Annotated in this window: 23 protein-coding genes and 1 pseudogene; 9 read left to right on the plus strand and 15 right to left on the minus strand. The window is 42.8% G+C overall.

The genetic code is table 11. The annotated features are described in order from the left end of the window. Window positions 1-439: 439 nt before the first annotated feature. From NI469_RS13430 to ftsY, 4 genes and pseudogenes are all read right to left on the minus strand, one after another. Window positions 440-1,054: a DUF2057 family protein gene (locus NI469_RS13430; RefSeq protein WP_005100087.1), complete on the minus strand. Its 615-nt coding sequence runs from the start codon at window positions 1,052-1,054 to the stop codon at window positions 440-442. Window positions 1,055-1,265: 211 nt separating this feature from the next. Then, complete coding sequence (locus NI469_RS13435) at window positions 1,266-1,859, minus strand: nitroreductase family protein (protein ID WP_004278677.1); 594 nt, start codon at window positions 1,857-1,859, stop codon at window positions 1,266-1,268. A 196-nt stretch (window positions 1,860-2,055) separates the two neighbouring features. Next, window positions 2,056-2,745: pseudogene (locus tag NI469_RS13440) on the minus strand (nitroreductase family protein). 177 nt (window positions 2,746-2,922) lie between these two features. After that, entirely contained in the window at window positions 2,923-4,026 is a 1,104-nt protein-coding gene (gene ftsY / locus NI469_RS13445) for a signal recognition particle-docking protein FtsY (RefSeq protein WP_253175469.1), read from the minus strand. A 177-nt stretch (window positions 4,027-4,203) separates the two neighbouring features. Here ftsY and NI469_RS13450 point away from each other — a divergent pair, with 177 nt between their 5' ends. Together NI469_RS13450 and NI469_RS13455 are read left to right on the plus strand one after the other, a co-directional pair. Beyond that, on the plus strand, window positions 4,204-5,610 hold the full coding sequence (locus tag NI469_RS13450; RefSeq protein ID WP_216986096.1) for a M16 family metallopeptidase: 1,407 nt from the start codon (window positions 4,204-4,206) through the stop codon (window positions 5,608-5,610). Beyond that, window positions 5,610-7,184 carry a M16 family metallopeptidase gene (locus NI469_RS13455; RefSeq protein WP_216986097.1) on the plus strand — a complete coding sequence of 525 codons (1,575 nt, stop codon included), beginning with the start codon at window positions 5,610-5,612 and terminating at the stop codon, window positions 7,182-7,184. The genes NI469_RS13450 and NI469_RS13455 overlap by 1 nt, the downstream gene beginning before the upstream one ends. Here the strand turns inward: NI469_RS13455 and NI469_RS13460 are convergent. Both NI469_RS13460 and NI469_RS13465 read right to left on the minus strand, forming a co-directional pair. Continuing rightward, window positions 7,108-7,431, minus strand: coding sequence for a hypothetical protein (locus NI469_RS13460; protein WP_004731236.1), 324 nt, complete (start codon window positions 7,429-7,431; stop codon window positions 7,108-7,110). The two genes, NI469_RS13455 and NI469_RS13460, sit on opposite strands and share 77 nt — an antisense overlap. A 98-nt stretch (window positions 7,432-7,529) precedes the next feature. Then, the gene (locus tag NI469_RS13465; protein WP_004278683.1) at window positions 7,530-7,889 is read right to left on the minus strand and encodes a hypothetical protein; all 360 of its coding nucleotides are present in this window, start codon (window positions 7,887-7,889) and stop codon (window positions 7,530-7,532) included. 224 nt (window positions 7,890-8,113) lie between these two features. On the opposite strand from NI469_RS13465, the gene NI469_RS13470 reads away from it, so the two are divergent. From NI469_RS13470 to NI469_RS13480, 3 genes are all read left to right on the plus strand, one after another. Then, window positions 8,114-8,347, plus strand: coding sequence for an SEL1-like repeat protein (locus tag NI469_RS13470; protein WP_004278686.1), 234 nt, complete (start codon window positions 8,114-8,116; stop codon window positions 8,345-8,347). A gap of 152 nt (window positions 8,348-8,499) precedes the next feature. Continuing rightward, window positions 8,500-8,880: a DUF2750 domain-containing protein gene (locus NI469_RS13475; protein ID WP_004278687.1), complete on the plus strand. Its 381-nt coding sequence runs from the start codon at window positions 8,500-8,502 to the stop codon at window positions 8,878-8,880. A gap of 104 nt (window positions 8,881-8,984) precedes the next feature. Next, window positions 8,985-9,416, plus strand: coding sequence for a CBS domain-containing protein (locus tag NI469_RS13480; protein ID WP_004278688.1), 432 nt, complete (start codon window positions 8,985-8,987; stop codon window positions 9,414-9,416). 130 nt (window positions 9,417-9,546) lie between these two features. On the opposite strand, the gene trpB is transcribed toward NI469_RS13480, so the two are convergent. The 9 genes from trpB to NI469_RS13525 all read right to left on the minus strand — a co-directional run bounded on the left by trpB (window position 9,547) and on the right by NI469_RS13525 (window position 17,253). After that, complete coding sequence (gene trpB, locus NI469_RS13485) at window positions 9,547-10,755, minus strand: tryptophan synthase subunit beta (protein ID WP_004278689.1); 1,209 nt, start codon at window positions 10,753-10,755, stop codon at window positions 9,547-9,549. A 107-nt stretch (window positions 10,756-10,862) separates the two neighbouring features. Further along, window positions 10,863-12,050, minus strand: coding sequence for a vWA domain-containing protein (locus NI469_RS13490; RefSeq protein WP_216986099.1), 1,188 nt, complete (start codon window positions 12,048-12,050; stop codon window positions 10,863-10,865). Window positions 12,051-12,063: 13 nt separating this feature from the next. Further along, window positions 12,064-12,915: an AAA family ATPase gene (locus NI469_RS13495; protein ID WP_004278691.1), complete on the minus strand. Its 852-nt coding sequence runs from the start codon at window positions 12,913-12,915 to the stop codon at window positions 12,064-12,066. 20 nt (window positions 12,916-12,935) lie between these two features. Continuing rightward, window positions 12,936-13,319: a hypothetical protein gene (locus tag NI469_RS13500; protein WP_005106668.1), complete on the minus strand. Its 384-nt coding sequence runs from the start codon at window positions 13,317-13,319 to the stop codon at window positions 12,936-12,938. 21 nt (window positions 13,320-13,340) lie between these two features. Next, on the minus strand, window positions 13,341-13,646 hold the full coding sequence (locus NI469_RS13505) for a YcgL domain-containing protein (RefSeq protein ID WP_004278695.1): 306 nt from the start codon (window positions 13,644-13,646) through the stop codon (window positions 13,341-13,343). 130 nt (window positions 13,647-13,776) lie between these two features. Further along, window positions 13,777-14,919, minus strand: a complete 1,143-nt coding sequence (locus NI469_RS13510; RefSeq protein WP_005247206.1) for a ribonuclease D — start codon at window positions 14,917-14,919, stop codon at window positions 13,777-13,779. Window positions 14,920-15,097: 178 nt separating this feature from the next. Beyond that, window positions 15,098-15,694, minus strand: coding sequence for a recombination mediator RecR (gene recR / locus NI469_RS13515; protein WP_005100074.1), 597 nt, complete (start codon window positions 15,692-15,694; stop codon window positions 15,098-15,100). 13 nt (window positions 15,695-15,707) lie between these two features. Further along, a complete protein-coding gene (locus NI469_RS13520; RefSeq protein WP_004278699.1) occupies window positions 15,708-16,037 on the minus strand; it encodes a YbaB/EbfC family nucleoid-associated protein in 330 nt (109 codons plus the stop codon). 28 nt (window positions 16,038-16,065) lie between these two features. Continuing rightward, window positions 16,066-17,253 carry an O-succinylhomoserine sulfhydrylase gene (locus NI469_RS13525; RefSeq protein WP_191112109.1) on the minus strand — a complete coding sequence of 396 codons (1,188 nt, stop codon included), beginning with the start codon at window positions 17,251-17,253 and terminating at the stop codon, window positions 16,066-16,068. A gap of 142 nt (window positions 17,254-17,395) precedes the next feature. Between NI469_RS13525 and NI469_RS13530 the strand changes: the two genes are divergently transcribed. From NI469_RS13530 to NI469_RS13545, 4 genes are all read left to right on the plus strand, one after another. Continuing rightward, window positions 17,396-18,493 carry an alpha/beta fold hydrolase gene (locus NI469_RS13530; RefSeq protein ID WP_253175471.1) on the plus strand — a complete coding sequence of 366 codons (1,098 nt, stop codon included), beginning with the start codon at window positions 17,396-17,398 and terminating at the stop codon, window positions 18,491-18,493. A 62-nt stretch (window positions 18,494-18,555) separates the two neighbouring features. Continuing rightward, the gene (locus NI469_RS13535) at window positions 18,556-19,428 is read left to right on the plus strand and encodes an NAD(P)-dependent oxidoreductase (protein WP_121980012.1); all 873 of its coding nucleotides are present in this window, start codon (window positions 18,556-18,558) and stop codon (window positions 19,426-19,428) included. Window positions 19,429-19,514: 86 nt separating this feature from the next. Beyond that, window positions 19,515-19,784 (plus strand): YARHG domain-containing protein, encoded by a 270-nt coding sequence (locus NI469_RS13540; protein WP_004278704.1) that lies wholly within the window; start codon window positions 19,515-19,517, stop codon window positions 19,782-19,784. 31 nt (window positions 19,785-19,815) lie between these two features. Next, entirely contained in the window at window positions 19,816-20,229 is a 414-nt protein-coding gene (locus NI469_RS13545; RefSeq protein ID WP_253147495.1) for an HIT family protein, read from the plus strand. Window positions 20,230-20,405 lie beyond the last annotated feature (176 nt).

A 20,405-nucleotide genomic window follows, 5' to 3' on the forward strand; every position in this document is an offset into this window, starting at 1 on the left:
TCTTGGCTCATCAATTTTCTGACAAATATTTCTCAAATAAACTTCGAGTAATTTCTACCATCAATCAATGAAAATAATTTCGATCAATCAATCAGTAAAAATCCACACAAGTTGTTCTTCATAATCTCTTAATGATCTTCTTAAAACCTCGTCAGTTTCAAGCTCCAACCCAATCACTTAACGTTTCGTTTCATGCATTGCGTTGGTGTGCTGCGTATTCTATACAGTTTCAAAACGAGCGCAAGGGCTTTTCTTAAAAATATTCAAAAAAACCAATCATGCGTTTATTTTTTAATCTAAAAGGCTATTTTTAACACTTTTTTGCGTTTTTCTAGCTAATTCCGCATGAAAAGTTTAAGCAAATGTTAATTTTCTAGCCTTCATCTCATAAAAAAAGATCACCTCAATGGTGATCTTTTTGATTCTTCATCAAAATATTTTAATTTGTCTGCTCAGCGAGCCAAGTCATAAATTTTTGACGTTCAGCTTTAGAAGCTTTCTGCCATAATTGAATCAGCTGCTGATCATTCTGTTCTACTGACTGAGTATATATAGCTGCCGGTTGATGAACTGGTGTCGCGGCTTGAGTTGTCATATCTACTTTTTTAGTCAATACGCGATTTCCAAACCATGGTTTCGCTGAATCTTTAGCACCCGTCTGCTGGACTAAGAGCTGATTTTTCGCATCATATAGGCCAATAATGGGCTGATCTTTATATTTTTGCGCTGCATCAAAATCTTTAGGCGCCTGAATAAGTGCTAAACGGTAAGTTTCACCATCTTTAAGGCTTGGTGTTTTTACCGTAACCACACCTGACTTTAAAATGTCATGTGAATTGTCTGAATGCTGGAAAAATTCGTTATAGCGTACGCTGATCGCATTTACACCTGCATCCAAGCTATAAGTCTGATTAGAACGTAATAGACCCGAGTTCACCTCTTGATCATTTACGGCAACAATTTTTATTTCTTCAGGTACTGTGACGGTCACTGCCGAAAAAACTGGTGTGCTAAACAGAAACACTGCTGCAGTTGCCGCAATACGTAAACCCATATCCTATACTCATTTTTGGTTGTTTATTAAAAATTAGCTGCACTATGCCGCGTCTAAATGACAATCTTATGACAAAAGCTGGAGCGATACAGCCTGTGTTCTTAGCATTTATTTGGCTAGACATATTACATCACATCTAAATACAACTCGAAGACATAAAAAAGAAGCATCAACGTGCTTCTTTTAAATCTACTTTTTAATCTAAAATTATTTATGCAAAGGTCTTAAAGCGCTCTGCATCATCCATAAAGGTTTTTTCACCTGCAGGAGCTTCAATCGAACCAAATACCAGTTGAGCGCGAAGTTTCCAGTGAGATGGAATCTCGAAAGTTTGTGCGACTTCTTCATCAATAATTGGATTGTAGTGCTGCAATGAAGCACCAATATTTCTTTCTGCCAAAGCGGTCCAGGTTGCAAACTGTGCAATAGCAGAAGAATGCTCAGACCAGACCGGGAAGTTATCGGCATAAAGTGCAAACTGCTCCTGCATCGACTTCACCACGTTCTGGTCTTCATAAAACAGTGCGGTACCATAACCTGCAGCAAAAGCATTGATCTTGCTATTGGTTGATTCAAATGCATCTGCTGAAACCAGATCACGTAAAGTTTCACGTACAATATGCCAGAAAGTATCATGTGATTGACCAAATAAAATCACCACACGCGAGGTTTGCGAGTTAAAAGATGACGGACTGTGCTTCACCGCATCTTTAATGATTTTCTCAATTTCTGCTTGATCCAGCTCTACATTTTTTCCAATTGAATAAATGCTACGGCGTTGTTTAATCTGATCTAAAAATGCCATGAACCCACCTCTTTATATTTTGATTATTTGAAAATCGATAAAGTCATATTACGTGCTTTAAACACCCAAGACAGGTGCATTTCGATAACAATGTGTTTTATTTATAGAACAATCAGATTTAGATCTGGGTAGCGTATTTGTATCTGATTTTATCCGCAGCTTCCATGCTGTCACATATAAAGTTCTCTATAAACTTTTAATTAAATACTTTGAAACGGTGCTGATCCGGCTTTTGTAATTTTTCTTCTACTGTTTGTTCAATTGATCCAAAGCAAAGTTGGGCTCGCAACAACCAGTTCTTTTCAATTTCAAAATGCTCAGCGACCCTTTCATCAATCAGTGGATTATAATGTTGTAAGGATGTCCCTAAGCCAGAATCTGCCAGCGTCGTCCACACAGCAAATTGCGCCATACCGGAAGTTTGTTCCGACCATGCTGGAAAATCTTCACTATTTAATGGCATTTTCTTTTGTAATTGTTGAATCACGGCTTGATCTTCATAAAACAAAACCGTGCCATAGACAGCAGCACATTGATTTAACTTGATTTCCATCCCTTCGTAAATATATGCCGGCATATGCTGACGCTGTACCTGTTTCACAATTTCCCAGAATTAATGATGAGAATCTGCGAATAACACCACAATGCGCGTAGTTTGAGAATCATAAGCCGAAGGACAACTCCGCACTGCTTCCTGAATGATTTCGCTAAGATAAGCCTGACTATAATGTACCCGCTTACCGAGTTGATCGATACTACGGCGCTTTTTCAATTGATCGACAAAAGTCAATTCTAAATCATCATTCAGTTTATTTTTTCTTGAAAATTTAAAATCCTTGGTTATATCGCTTGTTAATACCTGACCAATCTTATTTAGCAATGCCATTTTCTACCCCACAAAAAACAAGCCAAATCAGCTTAGAGAATCCCCTACAATTATAAGGCCTTTATTAAGATGGGCAGATTTAGTGGTGGTTTTACTGTCGGTTTTTACAACACTCGAACTGGCTAAAAACAATAAACTCCGCACTTGGCGGAGTTTATGTGAAGCATTGCGCATTATTTATTTTTCAGTTTCAAATAATGCAGCAACAAAAGATTTGGCAGAGAATGGACGCAAGTCATCAATTTTTTCACCGACACCAATAAAGCGAATCGGCACATGAGTACGACTGGCGATATTAAATAGGACACCGCCTTTGGCAGTACCATCAAGCTTGGTAATGGTCAGACCCGTCAAGCCTACCGCTTCATCAAACATCTCGACCTGATTAATGGCATTCTGGCCAGTACCGGCATCGACCACCAACATCACTTCATGCGGCGCAGTGGCATCAATTTTCTGCATCACACGTTTTACTTTGGTCAATTCCTGCATCAAATGGCCTTTGTTATGCAAACGACCCGCTGTGTCTGCAATCAATACATCTACACCTTTAGCACGCGCACTTTCAAAAGCATCGAAAATCACTGAAGCTGAGTCAGCACCATGACCCTGAGCAACAACCGCAATATTATTACGCTCACCCCAGATCTGTAGCTGTTCAGTTGCAGCCGCACGGAAAGTATCGCCTGCTGCCAACATGACGGTCTTGCCTTCACCTTGCAGGCGCTTTGCCAACTTGCCAATGGTAGTCGTTTTACCGACACCATTCACACCAACTACCAGAATCACATAAGGCGATTTATTCGGATCAATGTGTAGCGGTTTTACTCGTGGTGCCAATAAAGCCACCAGTTCTTCCTGAAGCGCTTTATAGAGTGAATGCGAGTAGATCAAATCACCACGTGCCGTACGTTCAGTCAGGTTAGCGATAATGGTCTTGGTTGCTTCCACGCCAATATCTGCCACCAGAAGCTGCTCTTCGACTTCTTCTAATAATTCATCATCAATTTCTTTACCGCCAATCAGGATATTGACCATCCCATCGGCAAGGTTTTTACGGGTTTTGGTTAAACCCACTTTCATACGGCTAAAGAAGCCACCTTTCGCCGCAGAATCTTCATTTTCAGTTTCTGTGGTAACAGGTGCAGAAACTACAGCTGTTTCGCTTGGCGTTTCTACGATAGGCACACTCACCGCAGGTAAGCTCGGTAATGTGACATCATCATCTCCGATATCAGCATCAATCAAAAATTTGTTTTGCCCATTAGATTGCTGTTGCATGCCGAATCCTTGAAAAGCATTGCGTTAAAAACCCAGATTCTACCATAACTTGCCTGCTTTGCAGCTAGCAATGCAAATGCTGGACAAACATACCAAAAAGCTACAGCTCTTGGTTGCTTTCATCTCCGCATTTATTAAAAATAACCCTAAATACAAATGCCTATTTCAGGAGATCTAGTGTTCATCACCTTTTTGACTATCTCCTCTTTCTCGCAAATGATCAAACAGACGCTTTATCCACTCAGCGCTGTCTTACTCAGTCTGACTTTTAGTACGGCTCAGGCACAAACCCGAAGCGAATTATCACGGACTACTTTTGAAACCACTTTAAGTAACGGTTTAAAAGTCATTATTCGGGAAGACCATCGTGCGCCCATGGTAATGACACAAATCTGGTACAAAGTCGGCAGCAGCGATGAATCTGGAAATATTCTGGGGGTATCACATGCGCTTGAACATATGATGTTTAAAGGTACTCACAAAGTTCCAAATGACGAATTTACCCGCCTGAGCCGGATTTATGGCGGCAGTATCAATGCAGCCACCTTCACCAATTACACCAATTATTATCAGCTTTATCCTAAGGCCTATTTTCCTATGGCCTTGGAACTCGAGTCTGACCGTATGAGCAATTTATTGCTACGGCAGCAGGACTTCGAACCAGAAATTAAAGTCGTCATGGAAGAACGGCGCCAGCGTACCGATGACAATCCGCGGGCGCAAGCCTTTGAACGGTTTAAATGGATCAGTTATCCGACCAGCCACTACCGTCAGCCGGTGATTGGACACATGAAAACTCTGAATAATATTCAGTTGAATGATGTCAAAAAATGGTATCGGGATTGGTACAGTCCGAATAATGCCATTCTGGTGATTGTTGGAAATGTAGAATCTGAAGCTGCTTTGGCTCAGGTACAAAAATATTTTGCTGACATTCCCGCACGCCCAACCCCAGCACGCAATGATGTACTGGAGTTTGAGCGTTTGGGTTATCGCCATATGGAAATCAATAGCAATATTCAGGTGCCCAATCTGTACATGACCTGGAATGTAAAATCCCTTGGCACTGCCAAAAACCCCCAAGATGCTTATGCCTTGACCATTATTCGCAGTCTTTTGGACAGTGGCATTTCTTCGCGCCTGCAAGACCGATTGGTACGTGATCGTAAAATTCTGACCTCTGTCAGCGTTTCTTATGATCCCTATAATCGCGGCGACAGCCTGTTTGGTATTTCTGCCTTACCTGCGCCGGGCATCTCTTTGCAAGAAGCACAACAAGCAATTCAGGATGAAGTGGATTTACTTAAAACTACAGCGATGACCCAACAGGAAGTGGATCGTATCAGTACCCGCTTTATTTCCAATTTGATCTATAGCCAGGATGATATTGCCGGACAAGCCAAAATGATTGGAAATCTAGAGGTCAATGGCTTGAGTTATCGCCTGATGGATGAATTACCGAAACACTTTGAAAGTGTCAGCGTTCAGGATATCCAGCGTGTCGCAAACGCCTATTTTGTACGTGAAAATCTCAGCACGCTTTATCTCTCTCCTGAACAAAACACCCAGCAACGGGGATTATAATGCTTCAACTTCGTTCATTTTTGCTTATTTCAATTTTAAGTCTTAGCTCGGCTACCCATGCAGAAAACTATCTGGATCCCCAGCCTAACCAAAATGATAATCCGAGTCAGTTACAGTCTATCCCTTTGCTGCAAAGCTTAAAAAATATTAATCAGCAACGGGATTTTCAGGCGCCTTATATTCATGATCTAAATAATCGCTACAAAGTACGCACGCTGTTTGTTGAAACGCAAGATCTTCCCATGGTAGATATCCAGCTGACCTTTAATGCCGGTTCGGCCCGTGATCAGGAAATTGCCAAAGGCCTATATGGTCTATCCAATATGGCAGCCAAGTTGATGCGTGAAGGAACCGACAAATATAGCGCCAATCAGGTGGCGGAAGTTTTTGACCAAACCGGAGCACAATTCAGCGTACAAGCCTATCGGGATATGTTTGTGGTTCGTCTGCGTACGCTTTCAGACCCGGAAAAACTGGAACCCGCATTGGGCATGCTGATGGAGGTTCTCAAGAATGCATCATTTAAACCATCCAGCATTAATCTGGCTTTAAGCAATACCCAAGTGGGACAAAAACAGCTGCAGGAAAACCCAAGCCGACTGATGGATATCCGTTTTTATCGTGCCCTATATGGTCAGCACCCTTATGCAGAACCAATCAGCGGCACCCAAGGCAGCACCAAAAAAATTAACGCAGAATTATTAAAAAAATTCCGTGATCAGTTTCTGGTGGCGCAAAATATGAATATTGCCATTACGGGTAAACTCAGCCCGAAACAGGCACTGGAACTATCTGAACGAATTGCCGGCAATTTACCGCAAGGGCAAAAAGCAGAGGCATTGCCACAGCCTGAAATCCAATCTGGTTTTGAAGTAGTACATCTACCCTATAACTCGTCTCAGGCGCATGTCACTTTTGGGCATTTAGGCCCAACCCGCTTTACTGAAGATAAACTGGCTTTAGAGGTCGCCAATCGCATGTTTGGCGGTAGCGGATTTAATGCGGTATTGATGCAGGAACTGCGGGTGAAACGTGGTTTTACTTATGGCGCTTATAGTTCGTTGAGCTTTAGTCAGGCACCGGGCGTATTCAGCTTTAAGTATTCCACGCGTCAGGATCAACTGCTAGATAGCATTCAGGTCGCACATCAAGCATTTATCAACTTTGTCAGTCAACCTATTGATACTCAGCGTCTGGAAGAAACCAAAGCAGGCATGTTACGTGCTTTTCCTAATAATTACAGCAGTAATGCCACCATTAATGCCCAGCTAGGCAATATGGGCTTCTATAGTGAGCAAAGTAATTATCTATCCAGTTATCCAGATCGGCTGGCTAAAATCACAGCGGCAGATGTACAAAATGCAGTGCGCAAGCATTTTCATCCTGATCGCTTAACCCTGGTCGTTGTCAATAAAGAACTGGATCAAAATGCTTTGAAAATGCGTTTGGAACAGAATTTAATGGATGCCAATTATTACTTACCAACAAATCCTATGCCTAAGGCATCTCCACAGAGACCGGCGGAAGCTGACGTGCCCGAAGCGATTCCTGCTGATAAGCCTGCATCAATTTAAGGTACTGCCCACGACGGATATGCTGCTGCTCTAACAAGGCGAGTGCCATATCTTGGGTTTGGGGAAGGTTTTGCTGTTTAGACAGTTGTTGAATCTGGGTGACTTGGGAAAGGCTAAGCGGACGATATAAAGCAAATGCGGCTAAAAGTAGAATGACCGCAATAATAAAAATAACCACACTGTTATAAATCTGTTCCAGTTTGATTCTGCTGAAAAATTGGCTTAGTTTTTCTGTATCTATAGACATACACTACCTCAGGTTAGAGGTAGTGTATGGTCGCAGTTACATAAGTTCAAGTCAGCGCACTGAATATTCACAAGAGCTGAATCCTGCTATTTTGGGCATTAATTCATTATTCTAGTAATAATTGTTGAATACAGCACCAATGCAACAACAAGTAATACTAGTGCAATTGCAAATTTACTTAAACCGGCTTCTGCTTCAGGCGGATGTAAGCGATCCTCATCTGCAATGCGGACCAGCTCACCATTATAGAGTTTATAAAACTGCTCACGCTGGTTTTCGTCCAGCGCCCGGGTAAAGTCGTAGACTTCTTTACGTTGTGCCAGCCCATAATCGCCTAGATGGGTATATTTACTAAATATAGCTTGATCGAGTTTTTTACGATGCAAATCGGCAAGTTCCATAATTTGACCTGCAGTCGGAGGCATATCAAATTTCACACCATCTAAAGTTCTTGTCATCATGGCCTTCTCCTTATTGTTTGCTATCGATTTACAATGTAGCTTAATAATATTTATAGTTGTGTATAGTTTAATCAGTTAAACTATAACTGAAGTAAACAAATAAAATCGAATAGTTGACTTTTCCATTATTTTGTAATATTAGTTTAACAATACTAATTTATATTTGTATTTAGACTAAATAGTCTATCCTGTAATCATAATTAAAATTAAGGAGTTTTTATATGATACAACAACTCTCTCAACACGATCTGGAACATCTGTACGCAGATGCCGTGAATACCATTCAATCGCAAATGAACTTTGCTGATGCGGTAAAACAGCTTGAAGAAGCCGCTCGTGCAGGCCATGGTAAAGCAGCGCTCTTTTTAGCAGAACTTTATTATCAAGGTTTCCGTGTAGAACGAGATTCACTCAAAGCCCAGTACTGGCAAAACATGGCCACCATGCAAGCATAAAGAAACGTCACCTAGGTGGCGTTTTTTTTCAGCCCTTTTTTCAATAAATAGCAATCAATACATATTTTCTTACGAATCCTTGCAAAGCTGAAACAGTAATTTCATATAAAGTTCCTAGAATAGAGCCTGAACTCCAATAGCACTTTATTCTAATGAAACCACGAAAAATTATTCAAATTGATCCGATCTGCAAAAACTTTCTGTTAAAGATCACGATGCTTAAATCTTTGATGAATTGTGGCGAGCTATGGGGCGCATATCACCAAGGCTGGGCGATGATGCGTGACCAGGAAGATTGTATCTTTCCATTCTGGCTCAATCCGCTGGATGCTAAAAATTATGCCCAGCAACATTGGCCGGATTACATTCCACGTAAAATCAATTCTGAAGATTTTGAAAATGCGTTATTGCCGACCCTGTCGCGACTGAATGTTACGCCAGCGCTGTTCAACACCAATGGAACCAAACTCAAACTGACTGCTGCACAGATGCGTCATCTGTTTTTTTCGCAACAAAGACTGCACATTGCTTAAATAACATGCTATTTATAAAGACTAAAACCTAAACACTTAGAGATGTTCAGGTTGAATACATACTCTAGGATTAATAATAAATTGACCAATAAGGATGATTAAGCATGACCAATGTGGCACAGGTGCTCAGTGAAAAAATGCATCAAGCTATTTATACCATCCGTCCAGATTCTACTGTTTTAGAAGCCATCACCTTGATGGCGGATAAAGGAATCGGGGCGCTTGTGGTAACCCATGAAGACAATGTGGTGGGGATTTTGTCAGAGCGGGATTACACGCGTAAGATCGCCCTGATGCAAAGAACCTCATTCGACACCACTGTTAATGAGATCATGACCTCTAAAGTGATTACCGTAAATACAGCTACTAGCGTAGAAGACTGTTTATCTCTGATGACTGAACGCCACCTACGCCACTTACCCGTGGTCGAACATGAAAAACTGATCGGTCTGATTTCAATTGGGGATTTGGTCAAGGCCGCCATGGATGACCAACGTAAATTGATTGAACAGTTACAGCAATATATCTCAGGTTAAAACATCATCTAGCTTTCTCTAAGGCATTTGAAGATCACTTAAGTGACACCAAGATAAAGTTTTATATCTGATGCATAAAAAATCCCGGTACGTGTATCGGGATTTTTTTATATGAACATTCTGAATAAAATCAGTTTAGACCTAATTTTTCTGCGACGTAATCTGAGTCTTTATCACCACGACCCGATAAGTTCACCACAATCTTGGTATCTTTTGGCAATTTACCCGCTTCACGAATGGCCCAAGCCACCGCATGCGAACTTTCTAGTGCAGGAACAATTCCTTCTACACGTGAAAGGGTCATGAATGCATCCAGACATTCCTGATCGGTTGCAGTCGTATACTCAACCCGACCCAAATCTTTAAGCAAGCTATGCTGCGGCCCCACACCCGGATAATCCAGACCAGAAGCAATTGAATGCACTGGCAATGGCTCGCCTTGTTCATCTTCAAGCACATAACAGGCCATCCCATGTAACTGGCTCGGTTTACCTAAAGTCAATGTTGCTGAGTGCTTGTCAGTATCCAGACCATGACCTGCCGGCTCAACGCCTACCAGTTTCACATCTGGTTCATTTAAAAATGCAGTGAATGCGCCCACTGCATTAGAACCGCCACCGACACAGGCAACGACATAATCAGGATTTGCACCAAAACGTTCATTGGCCTGAACTTTAATTTCATCACCAATAATCGACTGAAAATCACGAACCATCATCGGAAATGGATGCGGTCCAACCACCGAACCGATAGCATAGATGTAATTTTTCGGATCTTTCAAATATTCTTCAAAAGCACTGTCGACTGCATCTTTGAGTGTGGCTGTACCGCGAGTCACAGAAATCAGCTTGGCACCCAGAATTTTCATCTTGACGACGTTTGGATGCTCTTTTTCGATATCCACCTGCCCCATATGAATTTCACACGGAATACCCACCAAGGCACATGCAGTTGCCAAAGCAACACCATGCTGGCCGGCACCAGTTTCTGCGATGACTTTGGTCTTGCCCATATATTTGGCCAGTAGTGCTTCACCTAGGCAATGATTAATCTTGTGCGCGCCAGTATGGTTCAGATCTTCACGTTTCAAATAAATCTGGGCTCCACCGAGCTGTTCAGAAAGACGTTTGGCATGAAATAGTGGACTTGGACGACCGACATAATGAGCAAATAGGTCTTTCAATTCATTCTGAAATTCTTCAGTCTGACGAATTTCCTGATAGGCCACATTAATATCATCCATGGCCTGTTTCAGATCGGGTGGAATAAACTGACCGCCATATTGACCAAAAAAACCCTCTTCATTTGGTAACGCAATACCATTAATTTGATGAGCCATAATGATGCCTGAAATTTTAAATAAGAGATAATGAGTGACTTTATACTAGAATAATTTGTTTGAAATCACTAATAACTCTAACTAAAGTCACTTATAGATAAATGGAATTAACGCGCCAGATATTTGGTCATGTCTTCAATGCCTTTCAGCGTCATTGGAAACATATGATTTTCAAATATCTGCTGGATCAGACCAATGGTATGGGTGTAATGCCAGTATTTTTCTTCTTCCGGATTCAGCCAGGCAGTTTTATCAAAATGCTGACGCAGACGCTGTAACCAGACCTGTCCAGCTTCATCATTCATATATTCAACCGAACCACCGACAGAATTCAGCTCATACGGCGCCATACTGGCATCTCCGACCACAATCACGCGGTAATCACGGCCATAGGTATTGAACAAATCCCAGGTATTGATGCGTGAACTGGAACGACGGACATTGTCTTTCCAGACATAGTCATACAGACAGTTATGGAAATAAAAATATTCCAGGGTTTTGAATTCGGTTTTCGCAGCACTGAACAACTTTTCACACTGGGCAATATGCGCATCCATCGAACCACCGACATCGAACAGCATTAAAACTTTGATGCGGTTACGACGCTCCGGTACCAATTGTACATCCAGAATGCCCTGCTTGGCCGTTTCACGAATCGTCCCGTCAATATCCAGTTCTTCAGCAGCACCCTGACGGGCAAATTTTCGTAGACGGCGCAATGCCATCTGCATCTGGCGGCTACCCAAAATCTGTTCATCGTCCAGATTTCGATATTGGCGCTGTTCCCAGACTTTCACCGCAGAACGCTTACGCCCCGGCCCGCCAATACGCACACCTTCAGGATGATCGCCATAGGCACCAAAGGGTGAAGTGCCACCGGTACCCATCATCTTGTTGCCACCCTGATGTTTTTTATGCTGTTCGCGCAGACGCTCTTCCAGCATTTTCATCAGTTCTTCCAGCGATCCGGCTTTTTTCAGCTCTTCGCGCTGCTCCGGGGTCAGATGCTTCTCGAGTAATTCGAGATCGAACCAGTCTTTGGGCAGCTTATGCACCTGATTCAGCAGCTCATCCAGATCAAAGGTCGCGATACCATCAAAATAGTCTTTCATAGCACGATCGAACTTATCGAAATAGCGCTCGTCCTTGACCATGACGGTTTTGGCCAGCTGATAGAATTCATCCTGATCGGCAAACACCAGACCTGCAGCAACCGCCTGATTCAGGTCAATCAGCTCACGAGTCGATACCGGCACGCCGTATTTGCGTAAGGTATAAAACAGTCGCACAAACATGCGTGTTTCTCCCTTAACGACGTGACATAAATGCTAGACGTTCGAGCAACTGCACATCTTGCTCATTCTTGATTAATGCGCCGTACAGGGGCGGAATTGCTTTGGATTTATCAGTATTGCGCAGAATATCTTCCGGCATGTCGTCAGCCATAAGCAGGCTGAGCCAGTCGATCAGTTCAGAAGTTGAAGGTGGTTTTTTTAAACCCGGAATCTGACGTAATTTAAAGAAGACTTGCAAAGCCTCATTGACCAATGTGGTCGAGATATTGGCAAAATGCACATCGATGATTTCACGCATGGTGGCTTCATCCGGGAATTCGATGTAATGGAAGAAGCAACGACGCAGGAAAGCATCTGGCAATTCTTTTTCATTATTTGAGGTAATGATCACGATTGGGCGCTGAGTTGCCGTAATGGTTTCGCCAGTCTCGTACACATAGAACGACATTTTATCGAGTTCATGCAGCAAGTCATTTGGAAACTCGATGTCTGCCTTATCAATTTCATCAATCAACAGGACACAGCGCTCTTCACTGGTAAACGCTTCCCATAATTTACCCGGCTTGATGTAGTTCTTGATGTCATAGACACGGTCATCACCCAACTGACTATCGCGCAAGCGGGATACGGCATCGTATTCATACAGGCCTTGTTGTGCTTTGGTAGTGGACTTGATGTGCCAGGTGATCAGCTTCAAACCCAGACTTTCTGCAACTTGCTCGGCCAGCAAAGTCTTACCTGTACCCGGCTCACCTTTGACCAGCAATGGTTTTTGCAAACTGCGTGCAGCTTTCACCGCAAGTTTTAAACTGTCAGTCGCAATGTACTGATCGGTACCTGAAAATTGTTGAATATCAGCAGACATGATTGAACCTTATTTTTTACTTACAGCGGTGAACTTTTCTCGTGAACACGAATATTACTTTTGTTCGACACATAGGTCGACCAGCAATAGCCAATCACAGATCCAATCCCAATAACAAATAAAATAAGTGACGCATTAATCCAAACCAGGGACTGCTCTTTGGTCAGCACCCCAAATAACAGACCGAAGATCGCGGGTGCAATGGATGCATTCGCCCCCTCGGATACCGTCGGTGTTAGCAGAATGGCAAAGGCTACAATCCACAAAAAACCGCCCATGGGTTTAGGCAGACGCTTGGTCACGCCATACCAGCACCATAAAGCAATCAGGCTGCCGAGCAGATAAACTGCAACGGCAATGCTCTGTTCAGGAATTGAGTCTAATACAGCCACATAACCATTCATTTCACAACTCCTGAATTAACATTAAGCACCGCGTAAACCTTCTGGTGCCACAGCGTTTGGATCAATCAAGCCTTCTGGCGGCATTTGCAGGAAGAAACCGCGGGTTTCAATAGAATCCATGACATGCAAGACATTGGCACGTGCCAGTTTACGGGATTCGCTTAATTCAAGATGCATGACAAAAGTCGCACGTCCAAATGCTGCCTGTACTGCTTCAGTCAATACGCTTAAAGGTTCGAATGTTTCAGCTTCGCTTTCATTCGCAGGACGCGCCACATACAGATACATTTCACTTTTTTTGCTGGATTTGTAGATAGACACTTGCATATTTCAAACGACTTTTCTGGAAAAACAACCGCAAGGATACATCAAAAAAAAGACAGAAACATTAGCCACGTCTCATGCATCAGTCGTGATTTTGTATAATTGCTTTTTCTTTAACCAATCCTGTAGCCAATCACTCGCTGACTTTCATCTGGGTAGACAGATAAGATTCATCCTGATGCAATACCTGAATCAGTGGCTGAGTCAATAACTCATAGCGCCAGCCAAGCAGATAATCCGGCAGATCCTGCTCGTCCTTATGAAAGACCACATGTTGATACAAGGCATTCAGCCATTTCTTACGCATCAGGACTTCTTTAGGAATTGAGGTTTCATTGACGACATTCTGAATAATTGAGTCAATTTTTTCGCCAATATCTTTGGAAGAATGGCGAATTGGACGTGCCAGACGTAAAGGCCAATTTGCCGGCTCCGGCAGGAATTTCAGTAAATCTAAAATCGTTTTACCATGCTCACGAACCACATTCGAACGAATGTCTTTCACATGACTCAGCTGGAAATTATTGCGCGGGAATTTTTCCACCAGATCAATCATGCTGGCATTTTTCAAAATGAAACTGCGTGGCTGATTCAGTGCTTTGGCAATCTGATCACGCCAAACCATTAATTGCTGCAATTGCATCAGCTGACGGCGTGAATGCCGGTAATTGCCGACATCCTGATACAACAAGGCAGTTGGGGTATCTTCGCCAATTTCCTGAGTCAGAAAACGGCAATCTTGCAAGGCAAAATCCAGCAGATCTTTCGACTCCAGATCCCGTTTGATTTTCTCTGACAGTTGCACCAGATAATGCACATCATTGGCAGCATAGAGCAACTGTTCGGAACTGAGTGGACGCGCCAGCCAGTCAGAACGGGTCTGGTCTTTTTCGATATCGACTTCCAACATCTGCTTCAGCGCATTTTGATAGCTGACTTGCAGACCATGCCCCAAAAATGACATGCCGACCTGGGTATCAAACACATTACTCAGCGATTTCTTCTGGGTATAGTGATAGATCAGATCGATATCTTCACTACAGGCATGAAAAATATTCTGCTGTGCGTTAAAAATTTTATTAAGGAACTCAGTCAGATCTAGCGTGGTTCCATCCAACAAATAGACCTTATTGTCTACGTTAATCTGAAAAACACCCAGCTTAGGCCATAAGGTATCAACCTTGATAAACTCGGTATCCAGCCCATACACTGAATTCTGATCCATCAGCTTCAGTACATGAGTTAAGTCGTTTTGATGTTGAATAAATTGAAACATAGAACTGAGTCTAAGATTAGATTCTCGATAGATCCATATTAACTGATCTATAGAATTTTTGTATAAAAAATAACGTCAATTCTGCCCTATTTCCTAAAAAATGGCGCTTACTTATCAGGATTTATATTCTAATTAATATCTTTTTTATATTAAAACTAACAAGATATTTAAGCTTAGCTTACTTCATGCGCATCCGGTTATGTACTGCCTGACTCAAGGTATGACTGTCGACATATTCCAGCTCACCACCTTGTGGTACGCCCTGGGCAATTCGGGTCATCTGGATCGGCAAATGCTTACTGGCCTCAACCAGATAATGCGCCGTAGCCTGACCTTCTACCGTGGCATTGGTTGCCAGAATCACTTCTTTCACCTGACCATTGGCCAAACGATGCAATAAGTACGGAATACCGATTTCTTCGGGACCAATACCATCCAGTGGCGATAAATGTCCGCCCAATACATGATATTTACCTCTGAAACTACCACTTTGCTCAATCGCCATGACATCTGCAGGTGATTCCACTACACAGAGCAGTTCATCATCACGATCCAGAGAGCTGCAAATATTGCAGACTTCGTCTTCGGTCAGAGAATGACAGACTGAACATTCATGAATGTGATTGGTTGCCTCAGTCAGCGCATGTGCCAGACCAATAGCACCCTCACGATTTTTCATGATCATATGCAATGCCATACGTTGAGCCGATTTCGGCCCAACGCTTGGCAAAATGCGTAATGCTTGAACGAGTTGATCAAAACGATCACTAAACATTGCGCATTCTTCCTTAGAACATACCTGCAAGACCAGGCGGCAAACCCATGCCTGAGTTTGCTGCTTTCATTCTTTCGTCAGATACCACTTCTGCCTGACGTGCTGCATCATTCATTGCAGCTGCAATCAGGTCTTCAATCATGTCTGGATCATCCTGAAGTAATTCAGGATTGATTTCGATACGTTTCACCACGTTACGGCAAGTCATGGTTACTTTCACTAGACCACCACCCGCCTCGGCATGCACTTCAGTTTGCGCAAGCTCTTCTTTGGCTTTTTTTACGTTATTTTCAACTTCTTTCTGCATGCGCTGAGCTTGCTGCATCAACATGTTAATGTTCATAAATATCTCCGAACATAAATTTATAAAATTAAATCAGGTCTAAACCGCGACGAATATCCTGGATAATATCACCAATCTCTTCCAAACCAACAGATACGCGAATTAAACCTTCACGAATACCAGCGGCTTCTTTGGCTTCAGGCGACAATTTACCGTGTGTCGTGGTCGCCGGATGGGTAATAGTCGATTTTACATCGCCCAGATTGCCGGTAATCGAGATAAACTGGGTATTGTCAATGACAGTCCACGCTTCCTCACGGCCACCTTTGACTTCAAAAGACACAATACCGCCAAAACCGCTCTGCTGTTTTGCTGCCAGTTCATGACCGACATGCTCAGGCAGGCCCGCATAATATACTTTTTCTACTTTTGGATGCTGATTCAAAAATTCAGCCAGTTGCTGAGCATTTGCTGAATGTTCACGCATACGCAAACGTAGTGTCTCCAAGCCTTTCAGGAAGACCCAAGCATTGAATGGGCTCATTGACGGGCCTGTGGTACGCACGTAGCCGAAGATTTCTTCTAGTAACTTGTGATTACCTACGACAGCACCACCCAAGGCGCGGCCCTGACCATCCAGATATTTAGTCGCAGAATACACTACCAGGTCTGCACCAAATTTGATTGGTTGTTGTAACACTGGTGTACAGAAGCTGTTATCAATCGCCAGTAAAGCATCATTGGCATGCGCAATATCAGCGAGTCCCTGTATATCGGCTACTTCCGCTAAAGGATTCGATGGAGATTCAACAAAGAGAATTTTTGTTTCAGGCTTGATGGCATTTTTCCATGCATCAAGATCGGTCAAATCAACGAAATCAACGCTGACGCCAAATTTTGCGACATATTTTTCAAACATGGAAACCGTAGAACCGAAGACTGCACGTGAACAAATCACATGATCGCCTGCTTTTAAAAAAGCCATCATCACTGCCATAATGGCTGCCATACCCGAACTGGTGGCGACGGCGCGTTCTGCACCTTCAAGTGCAGCCAGACGCTTTTCAAACATGGCAACGGTCGGATTGGTAAAGCGAGAATAGATATTGCCCGGTTCCTGGCCTGAGAATTTGGCTGCGGCTTCTGCAGCATTTTCATAAACAAAGGACGATGTTAGAAAAATCGGTTCGCCATGCTCACCTTCAAAAGTGCGGGTATGACCGGTACGAATGGCTAAAGTTTCTAATTGGTAAGAAATATCGTCTTGCTGGCTCATCGCTTTACCTCAGCCCTCAGGCTGCCTTTTGTAAAAATTTGCCAACATTTTGAGCGCCTAAGCTATTTCAGGTCAAGGCATAATAAGCGATTATTGCTTAGACTTCGATCAATCCTCCCGCGGATACGGATATTTTATTTACATGATTCAGTTAAAACAAAACTTTCAGCGCCAGCAAAAAAAATTGAAACACCTCAGCACCCGGGTGTTTAATGCCTCCTCACTGATCCTGTCGCAAAAAAACCCTTTTGAATATATTGCCGGCACCGAGTTTTGCAAGATTCGTTATTACGCTTCACCTGAGAAAAAATATAAGGAGCCTCTGGTTTTCATCGCACCGTTAGCCATTAATATGGATATCTATGATCTGTATCCTTATCGCTCTCTGGTCAAGCATTTTCAGCATAGCGGTTTTGATGTCTATCTGGTGGAATGGAAACGCTTTAACTTTAAGCACCGTCACCTGAATTTTTTATCTTTTATCGATGCAGCCATTCCTCAATCCATTGAAACCATCTGCAAGCATTCAGGCAGTCAGTTCATTTCCTTACACGGCTGGAGTATGGCTGGGGTGTTTGTCACGCTCTATACAGCCCTGCATTCGCCTGAACATGTCAAGAATCTGATCGTGGTGGGCAGTCCTATCGACAGTTATGCGTCAGGACGTGTCGGTAAACTTTTTTCTACGACCAATAAACTGATCTCTAAAAACAAAAATCTGCAACAGGCCATTCATCAAGGACTGATTCCAAAGCAATATATTCATACGCCGGGTATTGTAAATGCCTTGGGCTTTAAATTACTCGATCCGATTGGCTGGCTCAAAAGCCAGAAACAGTTTCTGTTAAATCTGGATTATGTCGAAGATGTCTATGAACACGCCACCATGGGGAATTTCCTGAACAAGATGATTGATTATCCAGGTGGGATTAATCAGGACATGGTGCTGCATTTATGGCTGCAAAATCCTTTAAAACAGGGTTCTATCACTTTGGATGGCCGTGTCGTTGATCTTAAAAATATCAGCTGCTCCCTGTTGGTAGGTGCAGGTCAAACCGATCAGATTGTCACAGAACAGTCAGCTAAGCCTTTGATGGAATTGACAAGTAGCCAAGATAAGACGTTTACTCTTATACCGGGTGGTCATCTTGGACTAATGTCGAACCAGAAAACGGCAAATACATTCTGGCCCAAAATGACGACCTGGCTGGTGCAGCGCTCTACACGTCTTGATGTTTAGTGTAGATTCCCCGCACCAGAAAAAAATATTAAATAGCTTTAAACATATTCAGAGGGTACAGCATGATTCAGTCAGTGGCATTTATCGGCCTAGGTGCAATGGGTTTTCGTATGGCTGCACATTTACCCAAGCAGTTTGATACGGTCTATGTCTGGAACCGCAGCTTTAACAAAGCAGAGCAACATGCTGCTGAATATGGCACCCAAGCCGTCACACTGGAACAGGCCGTACAGGCAGATGTGATTTTTTCATGCTTGCCAACTAGCGCTGACGTTGAACGACTTCTGGAAAATTTACCGTTTAAATCCGGTTCAGTCTGGGTCGACTGCACCAGTGGTGTACCGGATTCTGCCCAAAAACTGGCAGTACAACTGGCTGAACATGGGGTAATCTTTCTGGATGCACCGGTCAGCGGTCAAACCATTGGCGCTGAAAATGGCACGTTAACTGTGATGGTGGGCGGTAATACAGAGGGTTATGAAAAAGCCCTTCCTGCGATGCAGGCTTTTGGCAAACTGATCAAGCATGTCGGTGAATCTGGCGCGGGTTTTGCAGTGAAGGCCGTAAATAATATGTTAATGGCTGTAAACCTGTGTGCTGTCGCAGAAGGCTTTACTACACTGAAAGCGCATGGGGTAAACCTGCATGAAGCACTGGATTGTATTAATGCTTCCAGCGGTAAAAGTATGGTGACTGAAACCGTATTGCCACAGCGTATTTTAAACCGCAGTTTTCCTGTAACCTTTGCCCTGCCACTCTTGGCCAAGGATACAGGCATTGCAATCGACCTTGCGCGTGAAGCCAAACTTTCTGCGCCTGTGCTCTCGTTGACCCAGAATCTGATTCAGGCGGCCAGCGATCTGTCGGATAAAAACAGTGATTTTTCCAGCGCTGTGAAAATGTATGAATCATGGAGTAATATTACCATCGAGTAATATCTCGCCATTGAATAATGATAACGAAACCTCATATTGTGACTAGTAGGCAGGCACATATAGTGGATAACCCAGAGGAAACTCTCATGAAGAAATTTTCTGTTGCAGCATTGATTGGCTTTGCAACTTTGTTCGGGGCTTCAACATCGGTTCTTGCATCTGAACAAGAGTGCAAAAAATTAAAAAATGATCATGACGTGATTTATGCGTCTAAAGGTTTCTGTTTCAAAGATCCTGAAGCAAAAGCCAAGTTTGGTAATGACAATTGCTATACAACCAAACCAAAATTCTCGGAAAAAGAGCAACAACGTCTTGACGCGATCAAAGATCGTCAGAAAGAATTGAACTGTAAATAATTCAGTTTAATGACGCTCAAGGAATATACTTATGACTTATGATGATCAGAATATTTTTGCACGAATTCTACGCGGTGAACTTCCTGCGATAAAAGTGTATGAAGATGACCAGGTTCTTGCATTTATGGACATCATGCCTCAGGCAGAAGGTCATACTCTCGTGGTTCCGAAAACTCCGGCGATCACTTTACTGGATCTACCCCCTGAAGCTGCAGCCTATACGATTCAGATCGTACAGAAAGTTGCAAAAGCCATTGAAAAAGGTTTAGGTGTGGACGGTATCGTGCTGATGCAATTATCAGGGGCCGCAGCGGGTCAGACCGTACCACACATACATTTCCATCTGGTTCCTACCTCTTTGCACAATCTGGGCAAACATGCAGCACAAATGGGCGACCAGGAAAAAATTAAAGCGCTGGCTGAGAAAATTAAAGCTGCCCTTTAAGCTATTCTTAATACCTAAAAATGGAGCCTCGGCTCCATTTTTTATGTCTAATGTATTTCACTCTTGATTAAGCCAATAAAATATCAACCTGAGTTCGATATAAAAAAGAGTAGAAAAAAAGCCCTGAATTTATAACATATTGGTTCTCAAGACAAAATGTTATAAAACAAGGCTTC

The sequence above is a fragment of the Acinetobacter lwoffii genome (assembly GCF_024129735.1).
Classification (GTDB): domain Bacteria; phylum Pseudomonadota; class Gammaproteobacteria; order Pseudomonadales; family Moraxellaceae; genus Acinetobacter; species Acinetobacter lwoffii_H.

Bases quoted from the DNA above. Each gene is read 5' to 3' on its own strand.
- NI469_RS13430 (WP_005100087.1), bottom strand. From the start codon at position 1,054: ATGGGTTTACGTATTGCGGCAACTGCAGCAGTGTTTCTGTTTAGCACA.
- NI469_RS13435 (WP_004278677.1), bottom strand. From the start codon at position 1,859: ATGGCATTTTTAGATCAGATTAAACAACGCCGTAGCATTTATTCAATT.
- ftsY (WP_253175469.1), bottom strand. From the start codon at position 4,026: ATGCAACAGCAATCTAATGGGCAAAACAAATTTTTGATTGATGCTGAT.
- NI469_RS13455 (WP_216986097.1), top strand. From the start codon at position 5,610: ATGCTTCAACTTCGTTCATTTTTGCTTATTTCAATTTTAAGTCTTAGC.
- NI469_RS13460 (WP_004731236.1), bottom strand. From the start codon at position 7,431: ATGTCTATAGATACAGAAAAACTAAGCCAATTTTTCAGCAGAATCAAA.
- NI469_RS13465 (WP_004278683.1), bottom strand. From the start codon at position 7,889: ATGACAAGAACTTTAGATGGTGTGAAATTTGATATGCCTCCGACTGCA.
- NI469_RS13470 (WP_004278686.1), top strand. From the start codon at position 8,114: ATGATACAACAACTCTCTCAACACGATCTGGAACATCTGTACGCAGAT.
- NI469_RS13475 (WP_004278687.1), top strand. From the start codon at position 8,500: ATGAAACCACGAAAAATTATTCAAATTGATCCGATCTGCAAAAACTTT.
- NI469_RS13480 (WP_004278688.1), top strand. From the start codon at position 8,985: ATGACCAATGTGGCACAGGTGCTCAGTGAAAAAATGCATCAAGCTATT.
- trpB (WP_004278689.1), bottom strand. From the start codon at position 10,755: ATGGCTCATCAAATTAATGGTATTGCGTTACCAAATGAAGAGGGTTTT.
- NI469_RS13490 (WP_216986099.1), bottom strand. From the start codon at position 12,050: ATGTTTGTGCGACTGTTTTATACCTTACGCAAATACGGCGTGCCGGTA.
- NI469_RS13495 (WP_004278691.1), bottom strand. From the start codon at position 12,915: ATGTCTGCTGATATTCAACAATTTTCAGGTACCGATCAGTACATTGCG.
- NI469_RS13500 (WP_005106668.1), bottom strand. From the start codon at position 13,319: ATGAATGGTTATGTGGCTGTATTAGACTCAATTCCTGAACAGAGCATT.
- NI469_RS13505 (WP_004278695.1), bottom strand. From the start codon at position 13,646: ATGCAAGTGTCTATCTACAAATCCAGCAAAAAAAGTGAAATGTATCTG.
- NI469_RS13510 (WP_005247206.1), bottom strand. From the start codon at position 14,919: ATGTTTCAATTTATTCAACATCAAAACGACTTAACTCATGTACTGAAG.
- recR (WP_005100074.1), bottom strand. From the start codon at position 15,694: ATGTTTAGTGATCGTTTTGATCAACTCGTTCAAGCATTACGCATTTTG.
- NI469_RS13520 (WP_004278699.1), bottom strand. From the start codon at position 16,037: ATGAACATTAACATGTTGATGCAGCAAGCTCAGCGCATGCAGAAAGAA.
- NI469_RS13525 (WP_191112109.1), bottom strand. From the start codon at position 17,253: ATGAGCCAGCAAGACGATATTTCTTACCAATTAGAAACTTTAGCCATT.
- NI469_RS13530 (WP_253175471.1), top strand. From the start codon at position 17,396: ATGATTCAGTTAAAACAAAACTTTCAGCGCCAGCAAAAAAAATTGAAA.
- NI469_RS13535 (WP_121980012.1), top strand. From the start codon at position 18,556: ATGATTCAGTCAGTGGCATTTATCGGCCTAGGTGCAATGGGTTTTCGT.
- NI469_RS13540 (WP_004278704.1), top strand. From the start codon at position 19,515: ATGAAGAAATTTTCTGTTGCAGCATTGATTGGCTTTGCAACTTTGTTC.
- NI469_RS13545 (WP_253147495.1), top strand. From the start codon at position 19,816: ATGACTTATGATGATCAGAATATTTTTGCACGAATTCTACGCGGTGAA.